At 67.1% G+C, this 22,360-nt stretch carries 17 protein-coding genes; 14 read left to right on the forward strand and 3 right to left on the reverse strand.

Going from position 1 to position 22,360, the window contains the following annotated elements:
- Positions 1 to 2,377: glucosidase (locus BGO62_RS10780; RefSeq protein WP_296642209.1), on the reverse strand; the 2,377-nt coding region annotated here is incomplete at its 3' end.
- 309 nt (positions 2,378 to 2,686) lie between these two features.
- Between BGO62_RS10780 and BGO62_RS10785 the strand changes: the two genes are divergently transcribed.
- Positions 2,687 to 3,163 carry a hypothetical protein gene (locus tag BGO62_RS10785; RefSeq protein WP_296642211.1) on the forward strand — a complete coding sequence of 159 codons (477 nt, stop codon included), beginning with the start codon at positions 2,687 to 2,689 and terminating at the stop codon, positions 3,161 to 3,163.
- A 19-nt stretch (positions 3,164 to 3,182) separates the two neighbouring features.
- On the opposite strand, the gene BGO62_RS10790 is transcribed toward BGO62_RS10785, so the two are convergent.
- Entirely contained in the window at positions 3,183 to 4,031 is an 849-nt protein-coding gene (locus tag BGO62_RS10790) for an endonuclease/exonuclease/phosphatase family protein (protein WP_296642213.1), read from the reverse strand.
- Between the two features lie 224 nt (positions 4,032 to 4,255).
- On the opposite strand from BGO62_RS10790, the gene gltB reads away from it, so the two are divergent.
- The 8 genes from gltB to BGO62_RS10830 all read left to right on the forward strand — a co-directional run bounded on the left by gltB (position 4,256) and on the right by BGO62_RS10830 (position 15,067).
- Entirely contained in the window at positions 4,256 to 8,737 is a 4,482-nt protein-coding gene (gltB, locus tag BGO62_RS10795; RefSeq protein WP_296642214.1) for a glutamate synthase large subunit, read from the forward strand.
- The gene (locus tag BGO62_RS10800) at positions 8,725 to 10,182 is read left to right on the forward strand and encodes an FAD-dependent oxidoreductase (protein ID WP_363924186.1); all 1,458 of its coding nucleotides are present in this window, start codon (positions 8,725 to 8,727) and stop codon (positions 10,180 to 10,182) included. Before gltB ends, BGO62_RS10800 begins: the two co-directional genes overlap by 13 nt.
- 83 nt (positions 10,183 to 10,265) lie before the next feature.
- Positions 10,266 to 11,699 carry a HAMP domain-containing sensor histidine kinase gene (locus tag BGO62_RS10805; protein ID WP_296642217.1) on the forward strand — a complete coding sequence of 478 codons (1,434 nt, stop codon included), beginning with the start codon at positions 10,266 to 10,268 and terminating at the stop codon, positions 11,697 to 11,699.
- 18 nt (positions 11,700 to 11,717) lie between these two features.
- Positions 11,718 to 12,194: a hypothetical protein gene (locus tag BGO62_RS10810; protein WP_296642218.1), complete on the forward strand. Its 477-nt coding sequence runs from the start codon at positions 11,718 to 11,720 to the stop codon at positions 12,192 to 12,194.
- On the forward strand, positions 12,191 to 13,543 hold the full coding sequence (locus BGO62_RS10815) for a sigma 54-interacting transcriptional regulator (RefSeq protein WP_296642219.1): 1,353 nt from the start codon (positions 12,191 to 12,193) through the stop codon (positions 13,541 to 13,543). The genes BGO62_RS10810 and BGO62_RS10815 overlap by 4 nt, the downstream gene beginning before the upstream one ends.
- 161 nt (positions 13,544 to 13,704) lie before the next feature.
- The gene (locus BGO62_RS10820; protein ID WP_296642235.1) at positions 13,705 to 13,872 is read left to right on the forward strand and encodes a DUF1328 domain-containing protein; all 168 of its coding nucleotides are present in this window, start codon (positions 13,705 to 13,707) and stop codon (positions 13,870 to 13,872) included.
- A 306-nt stretch (positions 13,873 to 14,178) separates the two neighbouring features.
- Positions 14,179 to 14,664, forward strand: a complete 486-nt coding sequence (locus BGO62_RS10825) for a BON domain-containing protein (protein ID WP_296642220.1) — start codon at positions 14,179 to 14,181, stop codon at positions 14,662 to 14,664.
- 70 nt (positions 14,665 to 14,734) lie between these two features.
- Positions 14,735 to 15,067, forward strand: a complete 333-nt coding sequence (locus BGO62_RS10830) for a hypothetical protein (RefSeq protein ID WP_296642221.1) — start codon at positions 14,735 to 14,737, stop codon at positions 15,065 to 15,067.
- Between the two features lie 51 nt (positions 15,068 to 15,118).
- On the opposite strand, the gene BGO62_RS10835 is transcribed toward BGO62_RS10830, so the two are convergent.
- Positions 15,119 to 16,276 (reverse strand): outer membrane protein transport protein, encoded by a 1,158-nt coding sequence (locus BGO62_RS10835; RefSeq protein ID WP_296642222.1) that lies wholly within the window; start codon positions 16,274 to 16,276, stop codon positions 15,119 to 15,121.
- Positions 16,277 to 16,545: 269 nt separating this feature from the next.
- On the opposite strand from BGO62_RS10835, the gene BGO62_RS10840 reads away from it, so the two are divergent.
- The 5 genes from BGO62_RS10840 to BGO62_RS10860 all read left to right on the forward strand — a co-directional run bounded on the left by BGO62_RS10840 (position 16,546) and on the right by BGO62_RS10860 (position 22,213).
- Entirely contained in the window at positions 16,546 to 16,950 is a 405-nt protein-coding gene (locus BGO62_RS10840) for a hypothetical protein (RefSeq protein ID WP_296642224.1), read from the forward strand.
- A 93-nt stretch (positions 16,951 to 17,043) separates the two neighbouring features.
- A complete protein-coding gene (locus BGO62_RS10845; protein ID WP_296642226.1) occupies positions 17,044 to 17,613 on the forward strand; it encodes a glycine zipper domain-containing protein in 570 nt (189 codons plus the stop codon).
- Between the two features lie 80 nt (positions 17,614 to 17,693).
- Entirely contained in the window at positions 17,694 to 18,773 is a 1,080-nt protein-coding gene (gene hemE, locus BGO62_RS10850; RefSeq protein WP_296642228.1) for a uroporphyrinogen decarboxylase, read from the forward strand.
- A 65-nt stretch (positions 18,774 to 18,838) separates the two neighbouring features.
- On the forward strand, positions 18,839 to 19,690 hold the full coding sequence (locus tag BGO62_RS10855) for a Tim44-like domain-containing protein (RefSeq protein ID WP_296642230.1): 852 nt from the start codon (positions 18,839 to 18,841) through the stop codon (positions 19,688 to 19,690).
- A gap of 339 nt (positions 19,691 to 20,029) precedes the next feature.
- Complete coding sequence (locus tag BGO62_RS10860) at positions 20,030 to 22,213, forward strand: primosomal protein N' (RefSeq protein WP_296642233.1); 2,184 nt, start codon at positions 20,030 to 20,032, stop codon at positions 22,211 to 22,213.
- Positions 22,214 to 22,360 lie beyond the last annotated feature (147 nt).

Below are 22,360 nucleotides of genomic sequence, written 5' to 3' on the forward strand. Positions count from 1 at the left end.
GCCCCTCGCCGTAGAAATCGGCGAAGCGGTAGAGGGCGTTCACCAGCAGATAGTTGACCGGGAACCAGATGGGGCCGCGCCAGTTGGAATTGCCGCCGAACAGGCCCGACTCCGATTCCGCCGGCTGGTAGTTCACGCTCACGGGGTGGCCGTCGAGGGAGGCCAGATAGGGCTGGTCGCGGTGTGCGCGGGAGAGCGAGCGCACGCCGTAGGCGGACAGGAATTCGTCTTCATCCAGCATGCGCTGCAGCAGGCGCCGCATGCGATGCGGACGCAGCAGCGACAGCAGGCGGCGGTTGCCGCGCCCCGGCTCCATCCAGTGGGAAACCAGCGCCGCGAGCTCGGGGCGGTACTTCATGAACCACTCGAGCCGCAGCTTGAAGCCCGGCAGGCGTTCGAGCAGTTCCGGCTCGAGGATTTCGACCGCGAACAGCGGGATCAGCCCGACCATGGAGCGCACCCGCAGCGGCGTCATGCTGCCATCCGGAAAGCGCAGCACGTCGTAGAAGAACTGGTCTTCCTCGTCCCACAGGCCGATGCCCTGGTCGCCGATGTTGTTCATGGCGCGGGCGATGTAGAGGAAGTGCTCGAAGAACTTGGTCGCGATGTCCTCGTAGACGTGGTTGGTCTGCGCAAGCTCGAGGGCGATGCGCATCAGGTTGAGGCAGTACATCGCCATCCAGCTGGTGCCGTCGGCCTGCTCGATGGTGCCGCCGCCCGGCAGCGGGCGGCTGCGGTCGAGCACGCCGATGTTGTCGAGGCCGAGGAAGCCGCCCTGGAACACGTTGTGGCCGGCGGGATCCTTGCGGTTCACCCACCAGGTGAAGTTGAGCAGCAGCTTGTGCAGGATGCGCTCGAGGAAAGCGGTGTCGCCGCGGCCGCCGTTGGCGTCGCGCTCGCTCCGGTAGACCTCCCACGCGGCCCAGGCGTGAACCGGCGGGTTGACGTCGCCGAACGCCCATTCGTAGGCGGGGATCTGCCCGTTGGGGTGCATGTACCACTCGCGCGTCATCAGCACGAGCTGCTCCTTGGCAAACGCGGGGTCGACCATGGCCAAGGGGATGCAGTGGAAGGCGAGATCCCACGCCGCGTACCAGGGGTATTCCCACTTGTCGGGCATGGAGATCACATCGGCATTGTTGAGGTGGCCCCAGTCGCTGTTGCGTCCGCGCCGGCGCTCCGCGGGCGGTGCCGGCATGCCCGGATCGCCGTCGAGCCAGCGCGGCACGTCGAAGTAGTAGAACTGTTTGCTCCAGATCAGTCCGGCGAGGGCCTGGCGCTGGATCAGCCGCGCGTCCGCATCGTCGATGCCGGTTTGCAGCGCATCGTAGTAGGCGTCGGCCTCGGTGTGGCGTAGCGCCAGCACTTGAGCGAAATCCGCGAACGGCTGCTGCGCCGGATCCCTGCTCAGGCGCAGGCGGACCGTCACGCTGCCCGCGACCGGCACCGTGAAGACGAAGTGCGCTGCGGCCTTGGTGCCGGTGTGCGCCGGGTTGACGGCGTCGCGATTGCCGTTGACCACGCGCTCGTGGAACGCGTCCTTGAAATAGCCCGCATTCGGCATGCCGTACAGGCGCCGCGCATTGGTTTCGTTGTCGCAGAACAGCAGTTCGGGGGTGCCTTCCAGGTAGCAGTGATACGTCCCCAGCCTGGCGTGGCGCGCCACGATGCCGCCGCGCCCGTCCACGGACAGCTCCGGCCGGGCATCCGGTTCACCCCACGACCATTCGTTTCTGAACCAGAGCTGCGGCAGGATGTGCAGCGGCGCGTCTGCCGCGCCCCGGTTGTGCGCGCTGACCTGCATCAGGATGTCGTGGGGGCCGGCCTTGGCGTATTCGACGAAGACGTCGAAATAGCGGTCGTCGTCGAATACGCCGCTGTCGATCAGCTCGAACTCCGGCATCTCCCTGCCGCGGCGGCGGTTCTCGTCCCGCAGCTGCGCGTAGGGAAACGCGCGCTGCGGGTACTTGTAGAGCATCCTGAGGTAGGAATGGGTGGGAGTGGCGTCGAGGTAGTAGTAGAGCTCCTTCACGTCCTCGCCGTGGTTGGCCTCGCTGTTGGTGAGCCCGAACAGCCGTTCCTTGAGAAACGGGTCCTCGCCGTTCCACAGCGCCAGCGCGAGGCAGAGGTGCTGGTACTTGTCGCAGATGCCTGCGATGCCGTCCTCGCCCCAGCGATACGCGCGGCTGCGCGCGTGGTCGTGGCTGAAATAGCTCCAGGCGTCGCCGTCGCGGCTGTAGTCCTCGCGCACGGTCCCCCATTGGCGTTCGCCGAGGTATGGCCCCCAGCGCCGCCACTCCAGGGTGTCGTGGCTTTGCGCGACGACGCGCGCCCGTTCCGCGCCGCGTGCCGCGGACTTGCCGCGCAAAACCGCCATCTTTTCCGCCTCCCGTCCAATAGCCCGACCTTCACGCCTGAGCATAGCAATCCGGCTGGGCCAGCCAAGCCGGGTACCGGCCTTCCGCCCGAACCACGCCGCCAACGGCGTCTATGCTGTGTTTAGCGCGCCCGATTCCGAAACGCTCGGCCGGCGCCCAAGCAAACAGCCGGCAAACCCGCCCGTGACTGCAAGGAGAACGCAATGAAATCAATAGAATGGTTGATCCTGTCTGCATTGATGGCGGGGGCGACGGCCTCGGCCGCCGAAGCGCCTGCGGCAAAACCGGTTGCAGGAAGCGAAGCCTCCATGCAGAAAGCCGAGGACAGTGCAAGGCAGGCGGCAGAGGAGGCCAGGGCGGCGATACGGAAGGCTGCAGACGCCGCCGCCGTGGCCCTGGAGAAGGCCGAGCTGGCCGTCAGCGAGGCGTCGCAGAAAACCGCCAATGCGGCCAGACAAGCGGCGAAGGATGCCGAGGAAGCCGCAAAGCTCGCCGCACACAAGGCCGCCGAGGCCAGCAGAAGCGCCACCGCAACCTCCATGGACGCCGCTCGCAAAGTGGAGGAATCCGCGAAGAAAGCGGCGGTCGCCAGCAAGGGGGCGATGACGAAGGCGGTGGCAGCGGCCGAACAGATGGCCAAATCGGGCGGCACGACGGCACGCAAAGCGGCCGAAGAAGCCAGGGACGCGGCACGCAATGCAATGGAAGCCGCCAAGGCGGCGGCAGACCGGGCGTTTGCAGGCGGGGGTATGGCGCGCAACGCCAAGGAAGGCGCGAAGAAGTAAGCGCGCGCTGGATCGCCGGTCAGACCAGCTCCACCCACACCGGCTGATGGTCTGACGCCGCGGTCGCGCTATCGATGCCATGCGCCTTGAGGCAGTTCACCAGGCCTTCGGTGACGAAGACGAAATCGAAGCATTCAGGCCGACTGACGAAATCGACCGGATGGATGCCGACCGTGGGGGCATGCGGTTCGCCGGGATGCAGCATTTCCCAGGCATCGCGAAAGCCGGGTTCGCCGCCGGCGAACGGGGCGAGGATTTGCGCCCGCTCGGGCGCCGAGGCGGGGAAGTTCATGTCGCCGCACAACAGCGCCGCGGCGGGCCGGGGAAACACCTCGAACGAACCGCCCTGCTCTTCGGCCTGCGGCGAGCGCGCCGACATGGCGCAGGCTTCGGCGTGCAGGCGGCGGATGGCGTCGATCTGCATCGTGCGCTGAAGCCGCGAGTAGTACTCCAGATGCGTGGTCATCACCCGCAGCGGGCCGACATCGGCTTCGACCACGGCCTCGATCAGCACCCGCTGCATGCTGGGCGCGCCCGGCTCGGCCGGCCACGGCAAGAGATGCCGCCATACCTGGCCGACGGGCAGGCGGGAGAAAAGGGCGTTGCCGAAGCACTTGCGGCCGCCGCGGCCGTCGGGCACGTCGGTCGCGGCGCCATAGACCGCCGCGTAGCCGGGCAGGCCGGCGGACAGCTCGGCCATCTGGTCCTCGCCGCGGCTGCCGGGCAGGCCGGGGAAGTTGACCGCGACCTCCTGCAGGCAGATGACGTCGAAATCGCCCAACTCACCAAGGGTGCGCAGGGTGCGCGCAAGGTCGACCCGGCCGTCCAGGCCACGCCCCCATTGAATGTTCCAGCTCAGCAGCTTCATGGACAGTCTCCTCGCAGGAGAGGGAAGCGGGCATTCCCACTCACACGCTCAGTTCCGGCCCGCACGGAATCCCTTGCCACGGCAAGGCTTCGGCAAAAAAAGCAGCCCAAATAATTGTTGTAATTCGCGGGGCATGGAATTAGAATTTTGTACTTTTCGCTAAAATTTTTGTTTTTTACGGCTTGCCTGCTGGGCAGGCCGTTGTTGACTGGGCACACGGAATCATGGAACGACAAGGTTGGCTGGACGGGACGCTGTATTCACCCGACTTCGAACAGGACAGCTGCGGCTTCGGCCTTATAGCGCAGATCGACAACCAACCCAGTCACACTCTAGTACGAAACGCGATCGGTTCGCTCGCCTGCATGACGCACCGCGGCGCGATCGCCGCGGACGGACTGTCGGGCGACGGCTGCGGCCTGCTGTTCAAGAAACCCGATGCCTTCCTGCGTGCGGTCGCCGCCGAGGCGGGCTTCGCGCTCGGCGAGCTGTACGCCGCCGGCCTCGTCTTCCTCTCGCGCGACGCGACACCGCAAGCGCATGCCCGCGCCACGCTGAAGGCATCGCTCGAAGCGCAGGGCCTCGTCGTCGCCGGCTTCCGCCGGGTGCCGACCGATCCGTCGGTATGCGGCGAATCGGCGCTGGAATCGCTGCCGCATATCGAGCAGGTGTTCGTCAACGCGCCGGCCGATATCAGCGACGACCACTTCGAGCGCAAGCTCTACATCGCGCGCCGTCAGGCTGAAAAGGCGCTGGAGGCGGCTGACCCGGTGTTCTACCTGCCGACGCTCTCCTCGCGCGTCATCAGCTACAAGGGCCTGGTGATGCCGGAGAAGCTACCGGTGTTCTACCCGGACCTGAACGACCCGCGCTTCGCGTCGAGCCTGGTCGTCTTCCACCAGCGCTTCTCGACCAACACCTGGCCGCAGTGGCGCCTGGCACAGCCCTTCCGCTATCTCGCGCACAACGGCGAGATCAACACCGTGCAGGGCAACCGCAACTGGAGCCGCGCGCGCGAACAGAAATTCTCCAGCCCGCTGATCCCGGACATGGACGCGGTGCGCCCGATCGTCGGCACCAAAGGCTCCGACTCGATGAGCCTCGACAACATGGTCGAGGGCCTGGTGATGGGCGGCGCGGGCCTGTTCCGCGCGCTGCGCCTGGTGATCCCGCCGGCCTGGCAGAACGTCGAGGCCATGGACGCCGACATCCGGGCCTTCTACCAGTACAACTCGATGCACATGGAGCCGTGGGACGGCCCCGCCGGCGTCGTGCTGACCGACGGCCGCTACGCCGTGTGTGCGCTCGACCGCAACGGTCTCAGGCCCGCGCGCTGGGTGCTGACCAAGGACCGCATCCTCACCATCGCTTCCGAAGTCGGCGTGTGGCCGATCGACCCCGCCAACGTCGAGAAGAAGGGCCGCGTCAAGCCCGGCCAGATGGTCGCCGCCGACCTCGCGACCGGACGCCTCTTGATGTCGGAGGACATCGACAATGAACTGAAGGGACGCAATCCCTACCGCGACTGGCTGAAGGCCAGCGCGATCAAGCTCGACCTTTCGGCCAGCCAGGACGCCGACATGGCGGTGATGGACGCGCCGAGCCTGCTCGTCCACCAGAAGCTCTTCAACGTCAGCTTCGAGGAGCGCGAGCAGTTGCTGCGCGTGCTCGCCGAGGACGGCGCCGAGGCGATCGGCTCGATGGGCGACGACACGCCGATGGCGGTCTTGAGCCAGAAAGTGCGCTCGCCGTTCGACTACCTGCGCCAGCAGTTCGCGCAGGTCACCAACCCGCCGATCGACCCGATCCGCGAGGCGATCGTGATGTCGCTCAACACCGCCTTCGGTCCCGAGCGCAACCTGTTCGAGGAAAGCCCCGAACACGCCCATCGGGTCGAAGTCCACACCCCGCTGCTGTCGAAGGAAGCCTTCGACCAGCTCTTGAACCTGAACGATCCGGCGTTCGCCACCTGCACGCTGGACCTTCACTACGACCCGGTGGCGACGGTGCTGGAAGGTGCGCTGCGCACGCTGACGGCGCGCGCGATCGACGCGGTGAAAGCAGGCAAGGTGATCCTCGTGCTGAGCGACCGCAACGTCGCCCGCGACCGCATGCCGATCCACGCGCTCCTCGCCACCGGCGCCGTGCACCACGCGCTGATCGATGCCGGCTTGCGCTGCAACGCCAACATCGTGGTGGAAACCGGCACCGTGCGCGACCCCCACCACTACGCCTGCCTGATCGGCTACGGCGCGACCGCCGTCTACCCCTACCTCGCCTACCAGGTCATCGGCGAGTTCGTGCGGACCGGCGAGATCAAGCCCAGCCTCGACAAGGCGCTGGCCAACTTCCGCAAGGGCATGGACAAGGGCCTCTACAAGGTGCTCTCCAAGATGGGCATCTCGCTGGTGGCGAGCTACCGCGGCGCGCAGTTGTTCGAGGCGGTCGGGCTGCATGAAGACGTGGTCGAGCTGTGCCTGAAAGGCACGGTGTCGCGGATTTCCGGGGCTAATTTCGGCGATCTGGAAACCGACCAGATGGCCTTGCATCGCGCCGCGTTCAACCCGCTGAAGCCGCTGTCGGCCGGCGGCCTCCTGAAGTTCATGTTCGGCGAGGAGTTCCACGCCTACAACCCGGACGTGGTGCAGCAGCTGCAGAAGGCGGTGAAGACCGGCGACTACGCCGAATACAAGAAATATTCCGCGCTGGTGAACAACCGCCCGGTGGCGATGATCCGCGACCTGATGAAGCTGAAGGCCGCCACGCCCATCCCGCTGGACGAGGTCGAGCCGCTGGACGTCATTCTCAAGCGCTTCGATTCCGCCGGCATGTCCTTGGGGGCCTTGTCGCCCGAAGCGCACGAGGCGCTCGCCGAGGGCATGAACCGCATCGGCGGGCGCTCCAATTCGGGCGAAGGCGGCGAGGATCCGAAGCGCTACGGCACGATCAAGGCGTCCAAGATCAAGCAGGTCGCCTCGGGCCGCTTCGGCGTCACCGCGACTTACCTCGTCAACGCCGAGGTGCTGCAGATCAAGATCGCCCAGGGCGCCAAGCCCGGTGAAGGCGGCCAGCTGCCGGGCGACAAGTGCTCGCCGCTGATCGCCTCCCTGCGCCACTGCAAGCCCGGCACGCCGCTGATCTCGCCGCCGCCGCACCACGACATCTATTCGATCGAGGACCTGGCGCAGCTGATTTATGACCTCAAGCAGGTCAACCCCGACGCGCTGGTGTCGGTGAAGCTGGTCGCCGAACCCGGCGTCGGCACCATCGCCGCCGGCGTCGCCAAGGCCTACGCCGACCTCATCACGATTTCCGGCTACGACGGCGGAACTGGCGCCTCGCCGCTCAGCAGCGTGAAGTACGCCGGCACCCCGTGGGAGCTGGGCCTCTCGGAGGCGCAGCAGGTACTGCGCGCGAATGGCCTGCGCGGCCGCGTGCGGGTGCAGACCGACGGCGGCCTGAAGACCGGCCTCGACGTCGTCAAGGCGGCGATCCTCGGCGCCGAGTCGTTCGGCTTCGGCACCGGCCCGATGGTCGCGCTGGGCTGCAAGTTCCTGCGCATCTGCCATCTCAACAACTGCGCCACCGGGGTCGCCACGCAGAACGACACGCTCAGGCGCGAGCATTTCATCGGCCTGCCCGAGATGGTGGTGAACTACTTCAAGTTCGTCGCCGAGGAGACGCGCGAGCTGATGGCCTCGCTCGGCATCCGCAGGCTGACCGACCTCATCGGCCGCACCGACCTGCTCGACGTCTCGGCCGGCGACACGCCGCGCCAGGGGCGGCTCAAGCTCGGCGCGCTGTTGAGCCAGGGCGACATCCCGACCGACGCGCCGCGCTTCGCGCAGCAGGAACGCAACCCCTCGTTCGACAAGGGCGAGCTGGCCGAAAGAATGGTCGCCGACGCGATCGGCGCGATCCGCGCGGGCACGAAAGTCAAGCTCGCCTACGAGATCCGCAACGTCAACCGCTCGATCGGCGCGCGCCTGTCGGGCGAGATCGCGCGGGCGCACGGTGCCCACGGCCTGCCCGACGACACCATCCGCATCGACCTCGCCGGCTCGGCCGGGCAGAGCTTCGGCGTGTGGAACCACAAGGGCCTCACCCTGACGCTCGAAGGCGACGCCAACGACTACGTCGGCAAGGGCATGGGCGGCGGCCGCCTGGTGATCTATCCGCCGAAGCGCGCGAGCTTCGAGGCCGCGCGCAACATCATCATCGGCAACACCTGCCTCTACGGCGCCACCGGCGGCGAGCTCTACGCCGCGGGCATGGCCGGCGAGCGCTTCGGCGTGCGCAACTCGGGGGCGCTGGCGGTGGTGGAAGGCATCGGCGACCACGGCTGCGAATACATGACCGGCGGCACCGTCATCGTGCTCGGCGACACCGGCCTCAACTTCGGCGCCGGCATGTCGGGCGGCATGGCCTTCGTCGTCGACGACGCGGGCGACTTCGTGTCCAGGGCGAACAAGGAAATGGTCGAGCTCACCCGCATCACCAGCGTCGAAACCGCGCCCTACCGCGACTTTCTCGAAGCGCAGGTCGAGCGTCACCTGACGCTGACCGGCAGCGCACGCGCGAAGGCGCTGCTGGCCGACTTCGACGCCACGCTGGCGAAGGTGTGGCTGGTCAAGCCAAAGCGGATTTCGATTGAAGACCTGGTCGAGGACCTGCCCGGCCAGCAACGTGAAGTATTGGAAGCATGATGGGTGACGTATTCCAGTTCCTGAAGCAGCCGCGGCGCGACGGCGCGAAAACCCCCGCCGACGTGCGCAAGCACGAGTTCCGTGAAATCTACGCGCTGCTGGACCCGGCGCACGCGCAGGAGCAGGCCGACCGCTGCCTCGGCTGCGGCAACCCCTACTGCGAGTGGAAGTGCCCGGTGCACAACTACATTCCCAACTGGTTGAAGCTGGTGACCGAAGGCCGCCTGTTCGAAGCGGCCGAATTGAGCCACCAGACCAATTCGCTGCCCGAGGTGTGCGGCCGCGTCTGTCCGCAGGACCGCCTGTGCGAGGGCGCCTGCACCCTCAACAGCGACGGCTTCGGCAACGGCGGCGGCTTCGGCGCGGTGACCATCGGCCAGGTCGAGCGCTACATCTCCGAGGAGGCCTTCAAGGCCGGCTGGCGCCCCGACATGTCGAACGTGGTGGCGACCGGCAAGCGGGTCGCGGTGATCGGCGCCGGGCCGGCCGGCCTCGGCTGCGCCGACGTGCTGGCGAGGAACGGCGTCACGCCGGTGGTGTACGACCGCTACGACGAGATCGGCGGCCTGCTCACCTTCGGCATCCCCGAATTCAAGATGGAAAAGACGGTGATGACGCGCCGCCGCGAAGTGTTCGAGGGCATGGGCGTCGAATTCCGCCTCAACACCGACATCGGCAAGGACGTGTCGATGCAGGCCCTGCTCGACGAATACGACGCCGTGTTCATGGGCATGGGCACCTACACCTACATGAAAGGCGGCTTCCCCGGCGAGGACCTGCCCGGCGTGCTGGAAGCGCTGCCCTTCCTGATTTCCAACGTGCGCAGGTGCCTCGATCTGGCCAATCCCGACGAGGCCGCCGATCCCAACGAAAAATATCGTGACATGAAAGACCAGCGCGTGGTGGTGCTCGGCGGCGGCGACACCGCGATGGACTGCAACCGCACCAGCATCCGCCAGGGCGCGGCCTCGGTCACCTGCGCCTACCGCCGCGACGAGAAGAACATGCCCGGCTCCAAGCGCGAAGTCGGCAACGCCAGGGAAGAAGGCGTGCAATTCCTGTGGAACCGCCAGCCGGTCGAGATCGTCGGCGACGGCAAGGTCGAAGGCGTCAAGCTCGTCACCACCGAACTCGGCCCGGCGGATGCGCGCGGCCGCCGCACCCCGGTGGTGATCCCCGGCTCGGAGGAAATCGTTCCCGCCGACCGCGTGATCGTCGCCTTCGGCTTCCGCCCCAACCCGCAGCCGTGGTTTACCGACCACGGCATCGCGACCGACCCGGGCGGCCGCGTCATCGCCCAGGGTCAGCAGCACGCCTTCCAGACTGCCAATCCGAAAATCTTCGCCGGCGGTGACATGGTGCGCGGCTCCGACCTGGTGGTGACCGCGGTATGGGAAGGCCGCGAGGCGGCCAAGGGCATCCTCGGCTACCTCGACCTGCTGTAGACCTGCGGCATGCGATGGCGGTCCCCGCCGTCGCGCCCACCCAACCGGGGTATGCTGCGGCATTGCCACCACCCCCTATCCGGATGCTTCCTGGCCCCTACTACCCCCGCTCGTTCACCATCCTGGTCATCGTCGCCATGAGCGTGCTGATCGTGCCGCTGGCGAGCGGCCTGATCAACGCGGTGCACGTGCTGCAGGGGGTGGTCGACACCCAGCGCCAGTTCACCCGCAACAGCCTCGCCATCACGCGCGACGTGCGGCAGATCGTCGAATCGGTCAGCCAGCTGCAGCGTGCCGCCGGGCAATACCATCTGCTGCAGGACGCCGAGTTCGGCCCCGCCCTGCGGACACGCTTCAGCGAACTGCAGGCCCAGCTGGCGCAGCTCGATACGCAGCTCGTCGACGCCGCGTCGCACGCCACGCTGGCCGCGCTGCGAACACGCAGCCGGACGCTGTATCGCCAGCTGCAACCGGGGGCGTTTCTCGACAGCACCCGCTTCCATGCGCTCGACCCCGCCTTCGATGCGCTGCATGCCAACGCGCGAACGCTGCTCGTCCAGGCCGACGCCGCCGTACAGCGCGAGCTGCAGGCGCTGGAAACGGCGGTGCAGACCACCCGGCAGCGGCTGATCGTGCTGGCGCTGGCGCTGATTCCGCTGACGCTGCTGCTGGCCGCGGTGTTTTCCTGGATGATCAACCGCCCGATCAAGCAGCTCAAGGCCTCGATCCAGCAGCTCGGCCGCGCCGACCTGCGCCCCTTGCCGGCGATCAGCGGGCCGCAGGACATCGTCGAACTGGGGCGCGAGGTCGACTGGCTGCGCCAGCGCCTACAGGCGCTGGAAGAGCAGAAACTGCGCTTCCTGCGCCACGTCTCGCACGAACTGAAAACCCCGCTTGCCTCGTTGCGCGAGGGCGTGGCGCTGCTGGGCGACGAACTCGCGGGCAGCCTCAACCCGCGCCAGCGCAGCATCGTCGGCATCATGGACAGCGGCAGCCGCGAGTTGCAGAAGCGCATCGAAGACCTGATCCGCTACGGCGGCATGATGCGCGACGCCACCCTGCCGCCCGCCGTCCCGCAAGCGCTGGCCGCTGCCCTCGCCAGCGTGCTGGCGCGGCAGCGGCTGGCACTCGACGCACGCGGAATCCGGGTCGAGGCGCAGCTGGCCGCAGCCACGCTGCGCGCCGATCGCAATCAACTGGAAACCGTGCTCGACAACCTGTTGTCCAATGCGATCAAATTCAGCCCCGAGGGCGGGCGCATCCTGGTGAAAAGCGCGCCCGCCGGGGAGGCCGTCGCAATATGGGTGTGCGACCAGGGCGACGGCATCCCGCAGGCCGAGCGCCCGCGCGTTTTCGAGCCGTTTTTCCAGGGCGCGCGCCAGCCCGCCAGCACGATCAAGGGCAGCGGACTGGGGCTGTCGATCGTGCGCGAATACCTGCTGGCCGCCGGCGGCGGCATCGAGGTGATCGATTGCCCGCCGTGGTCGACCTGCTTTAAATTAACCTGGCCCGCTTAACCTGGCCCTTGCCCCGCGATGACGCTTAAATCGGTTCTTCTTGCCGGCCTGCTGCTATTGAACGCCTGTGCCGCCCCGCCCGCCCCCGAGCGTCCGCCCTTCCGCGCCGTTCAGGCCGAACCGGGCGGGGCCGCCGCGCTGTTGGGCGAACTGGCGCGGGTGGCGGCGCTGTCCGCCGAGCAGCGGCGGCGCGAACTGGCCGAACTGGAAGGCGAACGCCGCCACGACGACGCCCGCCGCTTTCAGCTGGCCGCCCTGCTGGAACGCGAGGACGGCGTGGAGGCGCTCGAACGCAGCCTCAAAATCCTCGGCGCGCTCAGCGAGGCCGACCCGCGCGCGCAGCCGCTGCTCGATCTGATGAAAAAATCGCTCAAGGCGCGCATCGAACTCAGGCAGCAGACTGCGCGCGCGCAGGAATTGCAGGACAAGCTGGAGCAGATCAAGGCGCTGGAAAAATCCCTGCAGCAGCGCACCATTCCCGCCAAAACGCCATGAAAAGACCGGGTATTCTGCTGGTGGACGACGACGCGGCGCTGCGCGAACTGATCACCCTGCGGCTGGAAGCCAACGGCTTCAGGGTGGACGCGGTCGACAGCGGCGAGGCGGCGCTGGCGCAACTGGCGCTGGCGCGCCCCGACGCCGTGCTGACCGACATGCAGATGGCCGGCATGGACGGCATGGCGCTGTTCCGCGCCATCCATGCGCGCGACCCGGCGCTGCCAGTGATCGTGCTGACCGCGCACGGCACCATCCCCGACGCGGTGGCTGCGACCCAGCAGGGACTGTTCGGTTACCTGACCAAGCCCTACGACGCGCCCACCCTGATCGACCTGCTGAAGCGCGCCACCCGGCTCGCCGGCAGCGGCCCGGAGGCGGGCGACGACGACTGGCGCAGCGAAATCGTCACCGCCAGCCCGGCGATGGACGCGCTGCTGGCCGAAGCCAGGCTGGCGGCGCAAAGCGAGGCCTCGCTGTTGATCCAGGGCGAATCGGGCACCGGCAAGGAGCTGCTGGCGCGCGCCATCCACCGCGCCAGTCCGCGCCACGGCAAGCCCTTCGTCGCGATCAACTGCGGCGCGATCCCGGCGGAATTGCTCGAATCGGAACTGTTCGGCCACGTCAAGGGAGCCTTCACCGGCGCCGGGCGCGACCATGCCGGCCTCTTTCTCAGCGCCAACGGCGGCACCGTTTTCCTCGACGAAATCGGCGACATGCCTCCGCCGCTGCAGGTCAAGCTGCTGCGCGTGCTGCAGGAAGGCGAGGTACGGCCGGTCGGCTCGACCGAGACGCGCGCGGTCGACGTGCGCATCCTGTCGGCCACCCACCGCGACCTGGAGGCGGCCATCGCCGGCGGCGAATTCCGCGAGGATCTCTACTACCGCCTCAACGTGGTCGGCCTCACGCTGCCGCCGCTGCGCGAGCGGCGCGAGGACATTCCGCTGCTGGCGCGGCATTTCCTCGCCGCGCTGACCGGGAAATACTCCCGCCGCATCCACGGCTTTGCCCCCGACGCGCTCGACATGCTGACCGCGGCCGACTGGCCGGGCAATATCCGCCAGCTGCAGAATGCGCTTGAGCAGTGCGTCGCCCTGTGCACCACCTCGACCATCCCGGCCAGCCTGGTGGCGCGCGCGCTGCGCGACAAGCCGGCCGAGATCCAGCCGCTGGCGGAGGCGCGCGCCGCGTTCGAGCGCGACTACCTGATCACCCTGCTGAAGCTGACCCGCGGCCAGGTCAGCGAGGTGGCGCGGCTGGCCGGCCGCAACCGCACCGAGGTCTATCGGCTGCTGCAACGCCACGGCCTCTCCCCCGCGCTGTTCCAGGAGCGCGACGAAACCGCCTGAGCGTCGGGCACAGGCGACAGCGGACCTTCACCGACGCCGCGCCGGCGCCGGGGCGGAACGCCAAGCGCTTGATTCAAAAGCAGACCCTTCATCTGGCACATCCCCTGCAAGAAGCGGCTACCGCCTTCGCGCGCCTTCATCAACGCCAAGAGGAGAACGCCATGTTCGGATGGGCCATTACATTTCTGATCGTCGCCATCATCGCCGGAGTTTTCGGCTTTGCCGGCGCGGCAGGCACCGCAGCCTGGATCGCCAAAGCGCTGTTCGCCGTCGGTCTGGTGGTGTTTCTGGCATTGCTGGTCGGCGGCCGGCGGCCGCCGGCGCCCTGAAACTTGCCGCATCGCATTAGCGGGGAGCCAGGCTCCCTTTTTTTATGCTTCCTTCCAGCCCTTTTCCCGGATGTCGCTGAATCCATACAGAAGAATCAAATAAAAACAAAGGCTTGAAAAAAACCGCCTCCATCCGTCGCCAGCAGGCGACAAATCAGCCCGCCTTTTCCGGGCTGCTCGCCCGTCCGGCCCGGGAAGGTCTTCTATCCAAATGATTTTATTAATAAAAATACAACTGGCACGGTTGTCGCTGGATAGCGGCTTGAGTGCACCTGCATTCGAATCGACTCACTACAGGAGATAGACATGAAATCCTTTGACCAGCGCTTCCTTGATTTGACCCTTGCCGGCGTGCTGAGCGTCTTCGCCGCAGCGCCGGCCCTGGCCGCTCCGGCGGCGCCCGGCTTCAAGGCGTATGACAGCAACGGCGACGGCACCATCAGCCTGGAGGAATTCCTGGCTCAAGGCGGTCAGGAACAGGCTTTCCGCGAAGGCGACGCCAACCGCGACCAGCGCCTGAACAGCGACGAATTCATCAAGGCCAGCGCCAACAACGACCGCATCAAGGCCGGCAAATATGTCGACGACGCCTGGATCACCGCCAAGGTGAAGGCGCTGCTGCTGAAGGACGAAGGCGCGAAGGGTCTGGGCGTCAACGTGGAAACCCACAAGGGCACGGTCCAGTTGTCCGGCTGGGTGAAAAACGAATCGCAAATCGCCCAGGCCGAAAAAATCGCGCACAGCGTCGAGGGCGTGAAAGGCGTCAAGAACGACCTGCTGATCAAGCCTTGAGCGACGACCGCAGGATCAGGCCGGCGGCGTAGCGCCGCCGGTTATCCGATGGAACCAGGAGAACCGACCTATGCGCACGACCACGCAGCATCTCAACGACGAACACATGCAGTTGTACGAATGGAATGGGGCCGGGATCGCCTCCGCCATCCCGGCAAGATCCAAGCGCACCCATCCCTGGCATGCCTCCTATAGCGTGCTGGCGCTACTGACCAGCCTGCTGATCCTGAACGGCTGCGACAACGCCGGCACCGCCAAGCGGGCGGGCGAGCAGGTCGACCAGGCCGCGCAGACGCTCAAGGAAGGGGCGGAGCCGCTGGTCGACGCCGCCGCGCGACCGGCGCAAGAAAGCGGACGCACGCCGGACGATGCCGGCGAGCGCGCCGACAGGAAGCCCGAGTAGCGCGGCACACAAGCCGGGCAGCCGGCTTGTGTGCCGCACCCGGCTCGCCGATCAGAATTTGTAGCTGTACATCAGCTGCCAGTTCAGCTGGCTGTGCTCGGTGGTCACGCCGCCGTTGCCGAAAGGCGGCGGGTTCACGTTCGTCCCTGTCACCGAAACCTCCGGCACATAGCTGAGGGCGAAGTTGAGCTCGGACTGCGAGCTGAATGCGTAGCCGAAGCCGACGGTGTAGTGGTCCTCGACGATCGCCGGCCACAGGTAGCTCACATGCTGATCGGGAATGGGGTTCTTGCCATGGTTGTAGCCCACGCGGCCGGTGAAGGCGTCGGTGAACTTGTAGGACAGGCCCAGCGACACCGCGATCTGGTCGTCCCAGTTCTGCGTGAACGGCGCCGTTCCGGCCCCGCCCGGATAATGGATGGTCACGGTATTCATGCTGTCGCTCCACAGCACGTCCTTGACGTCGGCCGCGACCATCAGCCGGTCGTTCGCCTGCCAACTCACGCCGAGACCGACCATCGCCGGCATGTCGAAGCCTGCGACCCGGTAGCCGTCGCCCTTGAGGTCGGGCAGGTTGCCGGCGGTCTGGTAGACGCCGCCGACGGTCAGCGCCTCGCTGAGCTTGTAGGTGAAGCCGAGCTTGGCCGCGACGCTGTAGCCCTTGGCCGCGCCGGTGAAGTCGCTGTCGTCCTTGAAGTCGATGCCGAAATTCGTGACCACCATGTCCATCCCCGCCCACACGACGTCGACGCTGCCGCCGATGTTGAAGCGGTCGTTGACGGCATAGGCCAGCGGGAAGATCACGCGGCCGACGCCCACCTGCGCCATGTCGCCACCGGCGTACTCGGTGCCCATGCCGCCCTGGCCGTAGATGCCGGCGCCCCAGGTCAGCTTGCCCTGCTTTTTCGCATAGCCGATCGCCGGCATGTAGAAGGCGTCGGCGCTGGATTTGCCCACGCCCGCGGTTGCGACGTCGGGGCCGACGAAGCCCACCATCACGTCGAGGCGGCTGCCTTCGGCCATCATCGCCAGCGTCGCGGGATTGTTGGCCATCGCTGCGGTGCCGTTGTCGTACGCCATCGCCGCGCCGCCCATGCCTGCGGCGATGGGGCCGTAGCCTTCCATGAGCATGCCATTGGTAGCTGCGGCCAGGCCAGGCACGGTTAATCCCACCGCAGCCACACTGGCCGCGAGTTTCTTCAGTTGCATCAGGGGTCTCCTACGACGCGGGTTGGTATCAGCAAAATGTAAAATTCTAACTCAGTAAATAAGGCGCCTCTATAAGCAGGGCGCCTGTCGACTGCGTTCAGCTCCCCATGAATCGGCAATTCCGGCGAAACCCGCCCCCGTCGCCGTTACATTGCGTTACACCCCGTTACCGGCCCCAAACATCCCGCTTACACGGCCTCCTTACAGTGCAGTTGTCCGCTGACGAAACACTCCGGCAGCGGCATCACTCAACCAAAAGGAGCCGCACCATGAAAAGCACCCTGATGAAAACCGCCCTCGGCATTCTGGCGCTGGGCCTGACGGCAACCGGCGCGCAGGCCGGCTGGACGCACGGCCGCGACGGACACAGGCACGCCGATCAGCAAACCCGGGCGTACAGCCAGCAGATCGATACGCGCCAGCAGCGGCAGATGGAACGCATCGAAAGCGGCCTGCATGGCGGGCTTCTGAGCCGCGCCGAATTCCGCGAACTGACGCATGAACAGCACACCATCCGCGCCATGGAACGCCGGTTCCGCGCAGACGGCGTGATCGATGCGCGCGAATTCAAGCGTTTGAGCCATGCGCTGGACCTCGCCGGCCACAACATCAAGACCGCAAAACATGACCGTCAGGTGCGTTATGCTCACGGCCATCCATCCCGGTTCAATTAAGCGGGCCGGCGCGGCGCGCGGATTGGCGCCTGCCGCTACAGCACAACCGCGTTTCGCCGTTAAACCTCAATCGCGACAAGCAAGGAGCATCCCATGAAGGCATCCGTCACTCTGGCCCTGGCCGCACTGGTGGCCGCCGGCCCGGCGCTGGCCGACCCGCCCGGCCACGCGCCCGCGCACGGCTATCACAAGAAGCACCATGACCACGACCACAAGCACCATAAAAAAGCCCGGCATTACAAGGGCAAAAGCGGGGTGGCGTATGTCCACGATTACGGCATTTCGTCGGGCCGCTGCAACCGCGACGAGATCGGGGCGGTGATCGGCGGGGTCGCCGGCGCCGTCATCGGCAGCCAGGTGGCCGGCCGCGACGATCGCGCGGTCGGCATGGTGGTCGGCGGCGTGCTCGGCGCGGTGCTAGGACACGCCGTCGGCGACAGCATGGACGAGCGCGACCGCGCCTGCATGGGCCACGCGCTGGAACTGGGCCGTCCCGGCGTCCCGGTAGCATGGCGCCACGAGGGCCGCGACTACCGCTTCACCCCGCGCGGCGACGCACGCGACGGCTGCCGCTACGCCACCCTTGCCGTCAACGGCCGCACGCCGCGCGACGTGCTGGCGTGCCCGTCCGGGCGCGGCGAATGGCGTTTCCGCCGCAGCTGACCGCCCGCGACTCAAGGCCGGGGTGCCAAGCCTGCTAGAATGCCGGCTTTGCGTCCCGGCCATATTCTGTGGCTACAGCCATGTCCGCTCTCAAGAACGATACTTTTCTGCGTGCGCTACAGCGCCTGCCCACCGACTATACCCCGCTCTGGCTGATGCGCCAGGCCGGGCGCTATCTGCCGGAATACAACGCCACCCGCGCGCGCGCCGGCGATTTCCTGACCCTGTGCAAGACGCCTGACCTGGCGACCGAGGTGACGCTGCAGCCGCTGGCGCGCTATCCGCTCGACGCCGCGATCCTGTTTTCCGACATCCTCACCGTGCCCGACGCCATGGGCCTCGGCCTGTATTTCGCGCAGGGTGAGGGCCCGCGCTTCGAGCGTCCGCTGCGCGACGAGTGGGAAATCCGCGACCTCTCCGCCCCCGATCCGACCGACAAGCTGGGCTACGTGATGGACGCGGTCAGAAGCATCCGCCGCGCGCTCGACGGCTCGGTGCCGCTGATCGGCTTTTCCGGCAGCCCCTACACGCTGGCCTGCTACATGGTCGAAGGCGGCGGCTCGGACGACTACCGCCACATCAAGACCATGCTGTACAGCCGCCCCGACCTGCTGCACCGCATCCTCGAAGTGAACACCCGGGCGGTGATCGACTACCTCAACGCGCAGATCGAAGCCGGTGCCCAGGCGGTGATGATTTTCGATTCCTGGGGCGGCAGCCTCACCCCCCACGCCTACAAGGAATTCTCGCTCGACTACATGGAGCGCATCGTCGCCGCCCTGATCAAGGAACGCGACGGCCGCCGCGTCCCCAGCATCATCTTCACCAAGGGCGGCGGCAACTGGCTGGAAGCCATGGCCGGCATCGGCGCCGATGCCGTCGGACTCGACTGGACCGTCGATATCGGCGAAGCGCGCCGCCGGATCGGCGATCAGGTTGCGCTGCAGGGCAACCTCGACCCCAGCGCCCTGCACGGCACCCCCGACAGCATCCGCGCCGAGGCCCATCGCATCATCGACAGCTACGGCAACCACCCCGGCCACGTGTTCAACCTCGGCCACGGCATTTCACAGTTCACCAACCCGGACAACGTCAGCGTGCTGGCCGAGGCCGTGCACAGCCGCAGCCGCGCCGTGCGTGCCGCGCCCGTTTCCGCATAGCGCCGGAGCGAACTTTTTCACCCTGCAGCGTCTTAATTCCAGCTTTACATTTATCGGGACCTACCATGAAACGCATCTTGATCAGCCTGTTTGCCCTTTTCATCGGCTTCGGCTTCGCCGTGCACGACGCCGAAGCCAAGCGCATGGGCGGCGGCAAATCCTTCGGCATGCAGCGGAGCGCCCCTGCCAAACAGAATGCCGCGCCCACCCCGCAGCGCCAGCAGCCCGGCGCTGCGCCGACGGCCGCACCGAAGAAAAATTCCTGGATGGGCCCCATTGCCGGCCTCGCCGCAGGTTTGGGCCTGGCCGCGCTGTTCTCGCATCTGGGAATGGGCGAGGAAATGGCCAATTTCCTGATGCTGGCGCTGCTGGCGCTGGCCGCTTTCATGCTGTTCCGCTTCTTCATGCGCCGCAATGCCCCGGCCCGCGCACCGGCGATGCAGTACGCCGGCATGCCGGCCGGCGGGATGCCGCCTGGCGCACCTGCGGCATTCGACGCCAGCCCCGCCGCGCTGAGCGGCGGCGCTGCCGCGCATTCCTTCCCGCCCGGGTTCGACGCCGACGCCTTCGCGCGCGAAGCCAAGCTCAACTTCATCCGCCTGCAAGCCGCCTTCGACGCCGGCAATCTGGACGACCTGCGCGCTTTCACCTCGCCCGAAATATTTGCCGAACTGTCGATGCAGCTGGCCGAGCGCGGCGACGCCGCGCAAACGACCGACGTGATGACGCTCAATGCCGAGGTGCTGGAAGCCGTCGACGAAAGCAACCGCCATCTCGTCAGCGTGCGCTTCACCGGCCTCGTTCGCGAGTCCGCCGACCAGGGCGCCATGCCGCTCGACGAAGTCTGGCACCTCACCAAACCGGCCAGCGGCCAGGGCGGCTGGGTGATTGCCGGCATTCAGCAACAACAAAACTAGAATAAACAAGGGCTTGCGCGCCAGCAAGGCGCGCAAGCGGCCGGCTTTCCGATAAAAGCGGCATTGACTTATGCACAGTTTTGGCGTTGGAGAGATTTTTTTTCGGCAAACCCTTGACAGCCCAGCCTCGTTTGCAAGTCACTGAAAATTAAAAACTTACCGAATTGCCTGCTTTTTAGTCGGTGATGCCTGACCGCCTGAATACGGGCGTTTGGGAGCAGTCGACACAAATCACCCACACAATTATCCACAGCTTGCGTGGACAACGCTGAATAAGTCTTTTATAACAGCCCCTTAGTAGATTTTCACAAACATTCAACCAAGATTCACCGCTAACTCATGCCGTCCATCCTTCAGGTCGCGCTCGATACGCCGCTCCACCGGTTGTTCGACTACCGCCTGCCGGACGGCCTTGACGCAGTGCCGCCGGGCAGCCTGGTCGAAGTCCCGTTCGGCCGCACCCGCCAGGTCGGCGTCGCACTGGGCGCGGCCGCAGACAGCGCCGTCGAGGCCGGCAAGCTGCGCCATGTGATCCGCGTGCTGGACGACCGTCCCGCGCTGTCTCCCGACACCCTCCGCCTGGCGCAGTTTTGCGCCGACTATTACCACTATCCGCTGGGCGCGATCCTGCTGGCCACGCTGCCGCCGCGCCTGCGCAACGCCACGCCGTTCGTTGCCGATACCCCCTGGCTGCTGCTGACCGATGCCGGGCGGGCGGCGCAGCCCTCCGCGCGCGCCAGGGCGCAACGCGCGCTGCTCGACGCCTTGCGCACGGCGCCGCAGCCGCGCGAAACCTTGCGCGTGCAGAAGCAAGGCCGCCACGCGGCCGCGCTGGTCGCTGCCGGCTGGGCCGCATGGGTGCAGCTGCCGCCGCAGGCGGCCGGCGCCCTGCTGGACGATCCGCTGCTGCGCAGCGACCCTTCCCCGGCACCCGCCGCGACCGCCGAGCAGCAGGCAGCGCTAGACCGCCTGCTGCCGGCGCTCGCGCAATTCGGCGTGCACCTGGTCCACGGCGTCACCGGCAGCGGCAAGACCGAGCTGTACCTGCGCCTGATCGACGCGGTGCTGGCGGCGCAAAAACAGGCCTTGGTGCTGATTCCCGAAATCGCCCTCACCCCGCAGCTGGAGCAGCATTTCCGCCGCCGCTTTCCCGGACGCCGCATCGTCACCCTGCACAGCGGGCTGACCGAAACCGCGCGCACCGAAAACTGGCTCGCCGCGCCCGGCTGCGACGTCCTGCTCGGCACCCGGCTGTCGGTGTTCGCGCCGCTGCCGCGGCTGGGGCTGATCGTGGTCGACGAGGAACACGATGCCTCGTTCAAGCAGCAGGACGGCCTGCGCTACTCGGCGCGCGACGTCGCCATCGCGCGCGCCAAGCAGGCCAACGTGCCGGTGGTGCTCGGCTCCGCCACGCCCTCGCTGGAAAGCTATGCGCAGGCGCTCTCCGGGCGCTACCGGCTGATCGAGCTGAAGCAGCGCGCGATCAGCCAGGCGCAGCTGCCGGACATCGAACTGGTCGACCTCAAGCACATTCCGCTCGACAACGGCCTCACCCGCCCCGCCTTGCAGGCGCTCGCCGACACGCTGGCGCGCGGCGAGCAGAGCCTGGTGTTCCTCAACCGGCGCGGCTACGCCCCGGCGCTGTACTGCCCGAGCTGTGCCTGGGTGTCGCCCTGCCCGCGCTGCTCGGCGCGGCTGGTGCTGCACCGCACCGCGCATCGCCTGAAATGCCACCACTGCGGATTCGAGGCGCGCATCCCGGCCGAATGCCCGGGCTGCGGCAACCCTGACCTGAAGCCGCTCGGCCAGGGCACCCAGCGGCTGGAAGAAACGCTGGCCGCCCTGCTGCCCGCCGCGCGCCTGCGCCGCATCGACCGCGACACCATGCGCCCGCGCGCCTGGGCCGAACTCGGCGAAGCGGTGCATGGCGGCGCAGTCGACATCCTGGTCGGCACCCAGATGCTGGCCAAGGGCCACGATTTCCCCAACATGACGCTGGCGCTGATCCTCGACACCGACGGCGCGCTCTACAGCCCGGACTTCCGCGCCACCGAGCGCCTGTTCGCCCAGCTGATGCAGGTGGCGGGACGCGCCGGACGCGCCGACAAGCCCGGCCGCGTGCTGATCCAGACCGCCTTCCCCGATCACCCGCTGTTCCGCTACCTGCAGCGCCACGACTACGCCGGCTACGCGCGCACGCTGCTGGCCGAACGCAAGCAACTCGAACTGCCGCCCGCCACCCGGCAGGTGTTGCTGCGCGCCGAAGCGACCACCATGGATGCCGCGCTCGCCTTCCTGCAGCGCGCCGCTGCACTGGCACCCGATATGGCCGACGTCAGCGTTTTCGGCGCCACCCCGGCGGCGATGGCGCGCGTGGCCAACCTGGAACGCGCGCAACTGCTGGTGCAGTCGGCCTCAAGACTGGCATTGCAGGCCTTCGTGCGCGACTGGCGGCCGCGGCTCGACGGCATCCGGCCGCGCGTGGCGCGCTGGTCGCTCGATGTCGATCCCCTGGTGTTTTGAGGCCTTGCGCGCGGCGCTTATAATCGCCGACTACCCATTTCCGAACACTGAGGATGCGAGGCTTGCTCCCTCCTCTTTGTAATCATGTCCGACACCCATCCGCTTAAAGAACAGATCGCCCTGCTGATCGGCGAAGCCCTCGAAACC

Source organism: Thiobacillus sp. 65-1402 (genome assembly GCF_001897685.1).
Taxonomy (GTDB): Bacteria; Pseudomonadota; Gammaproteobacteria; order Burkholderiales; family Thiobacillaceae; genus Thiobacillus.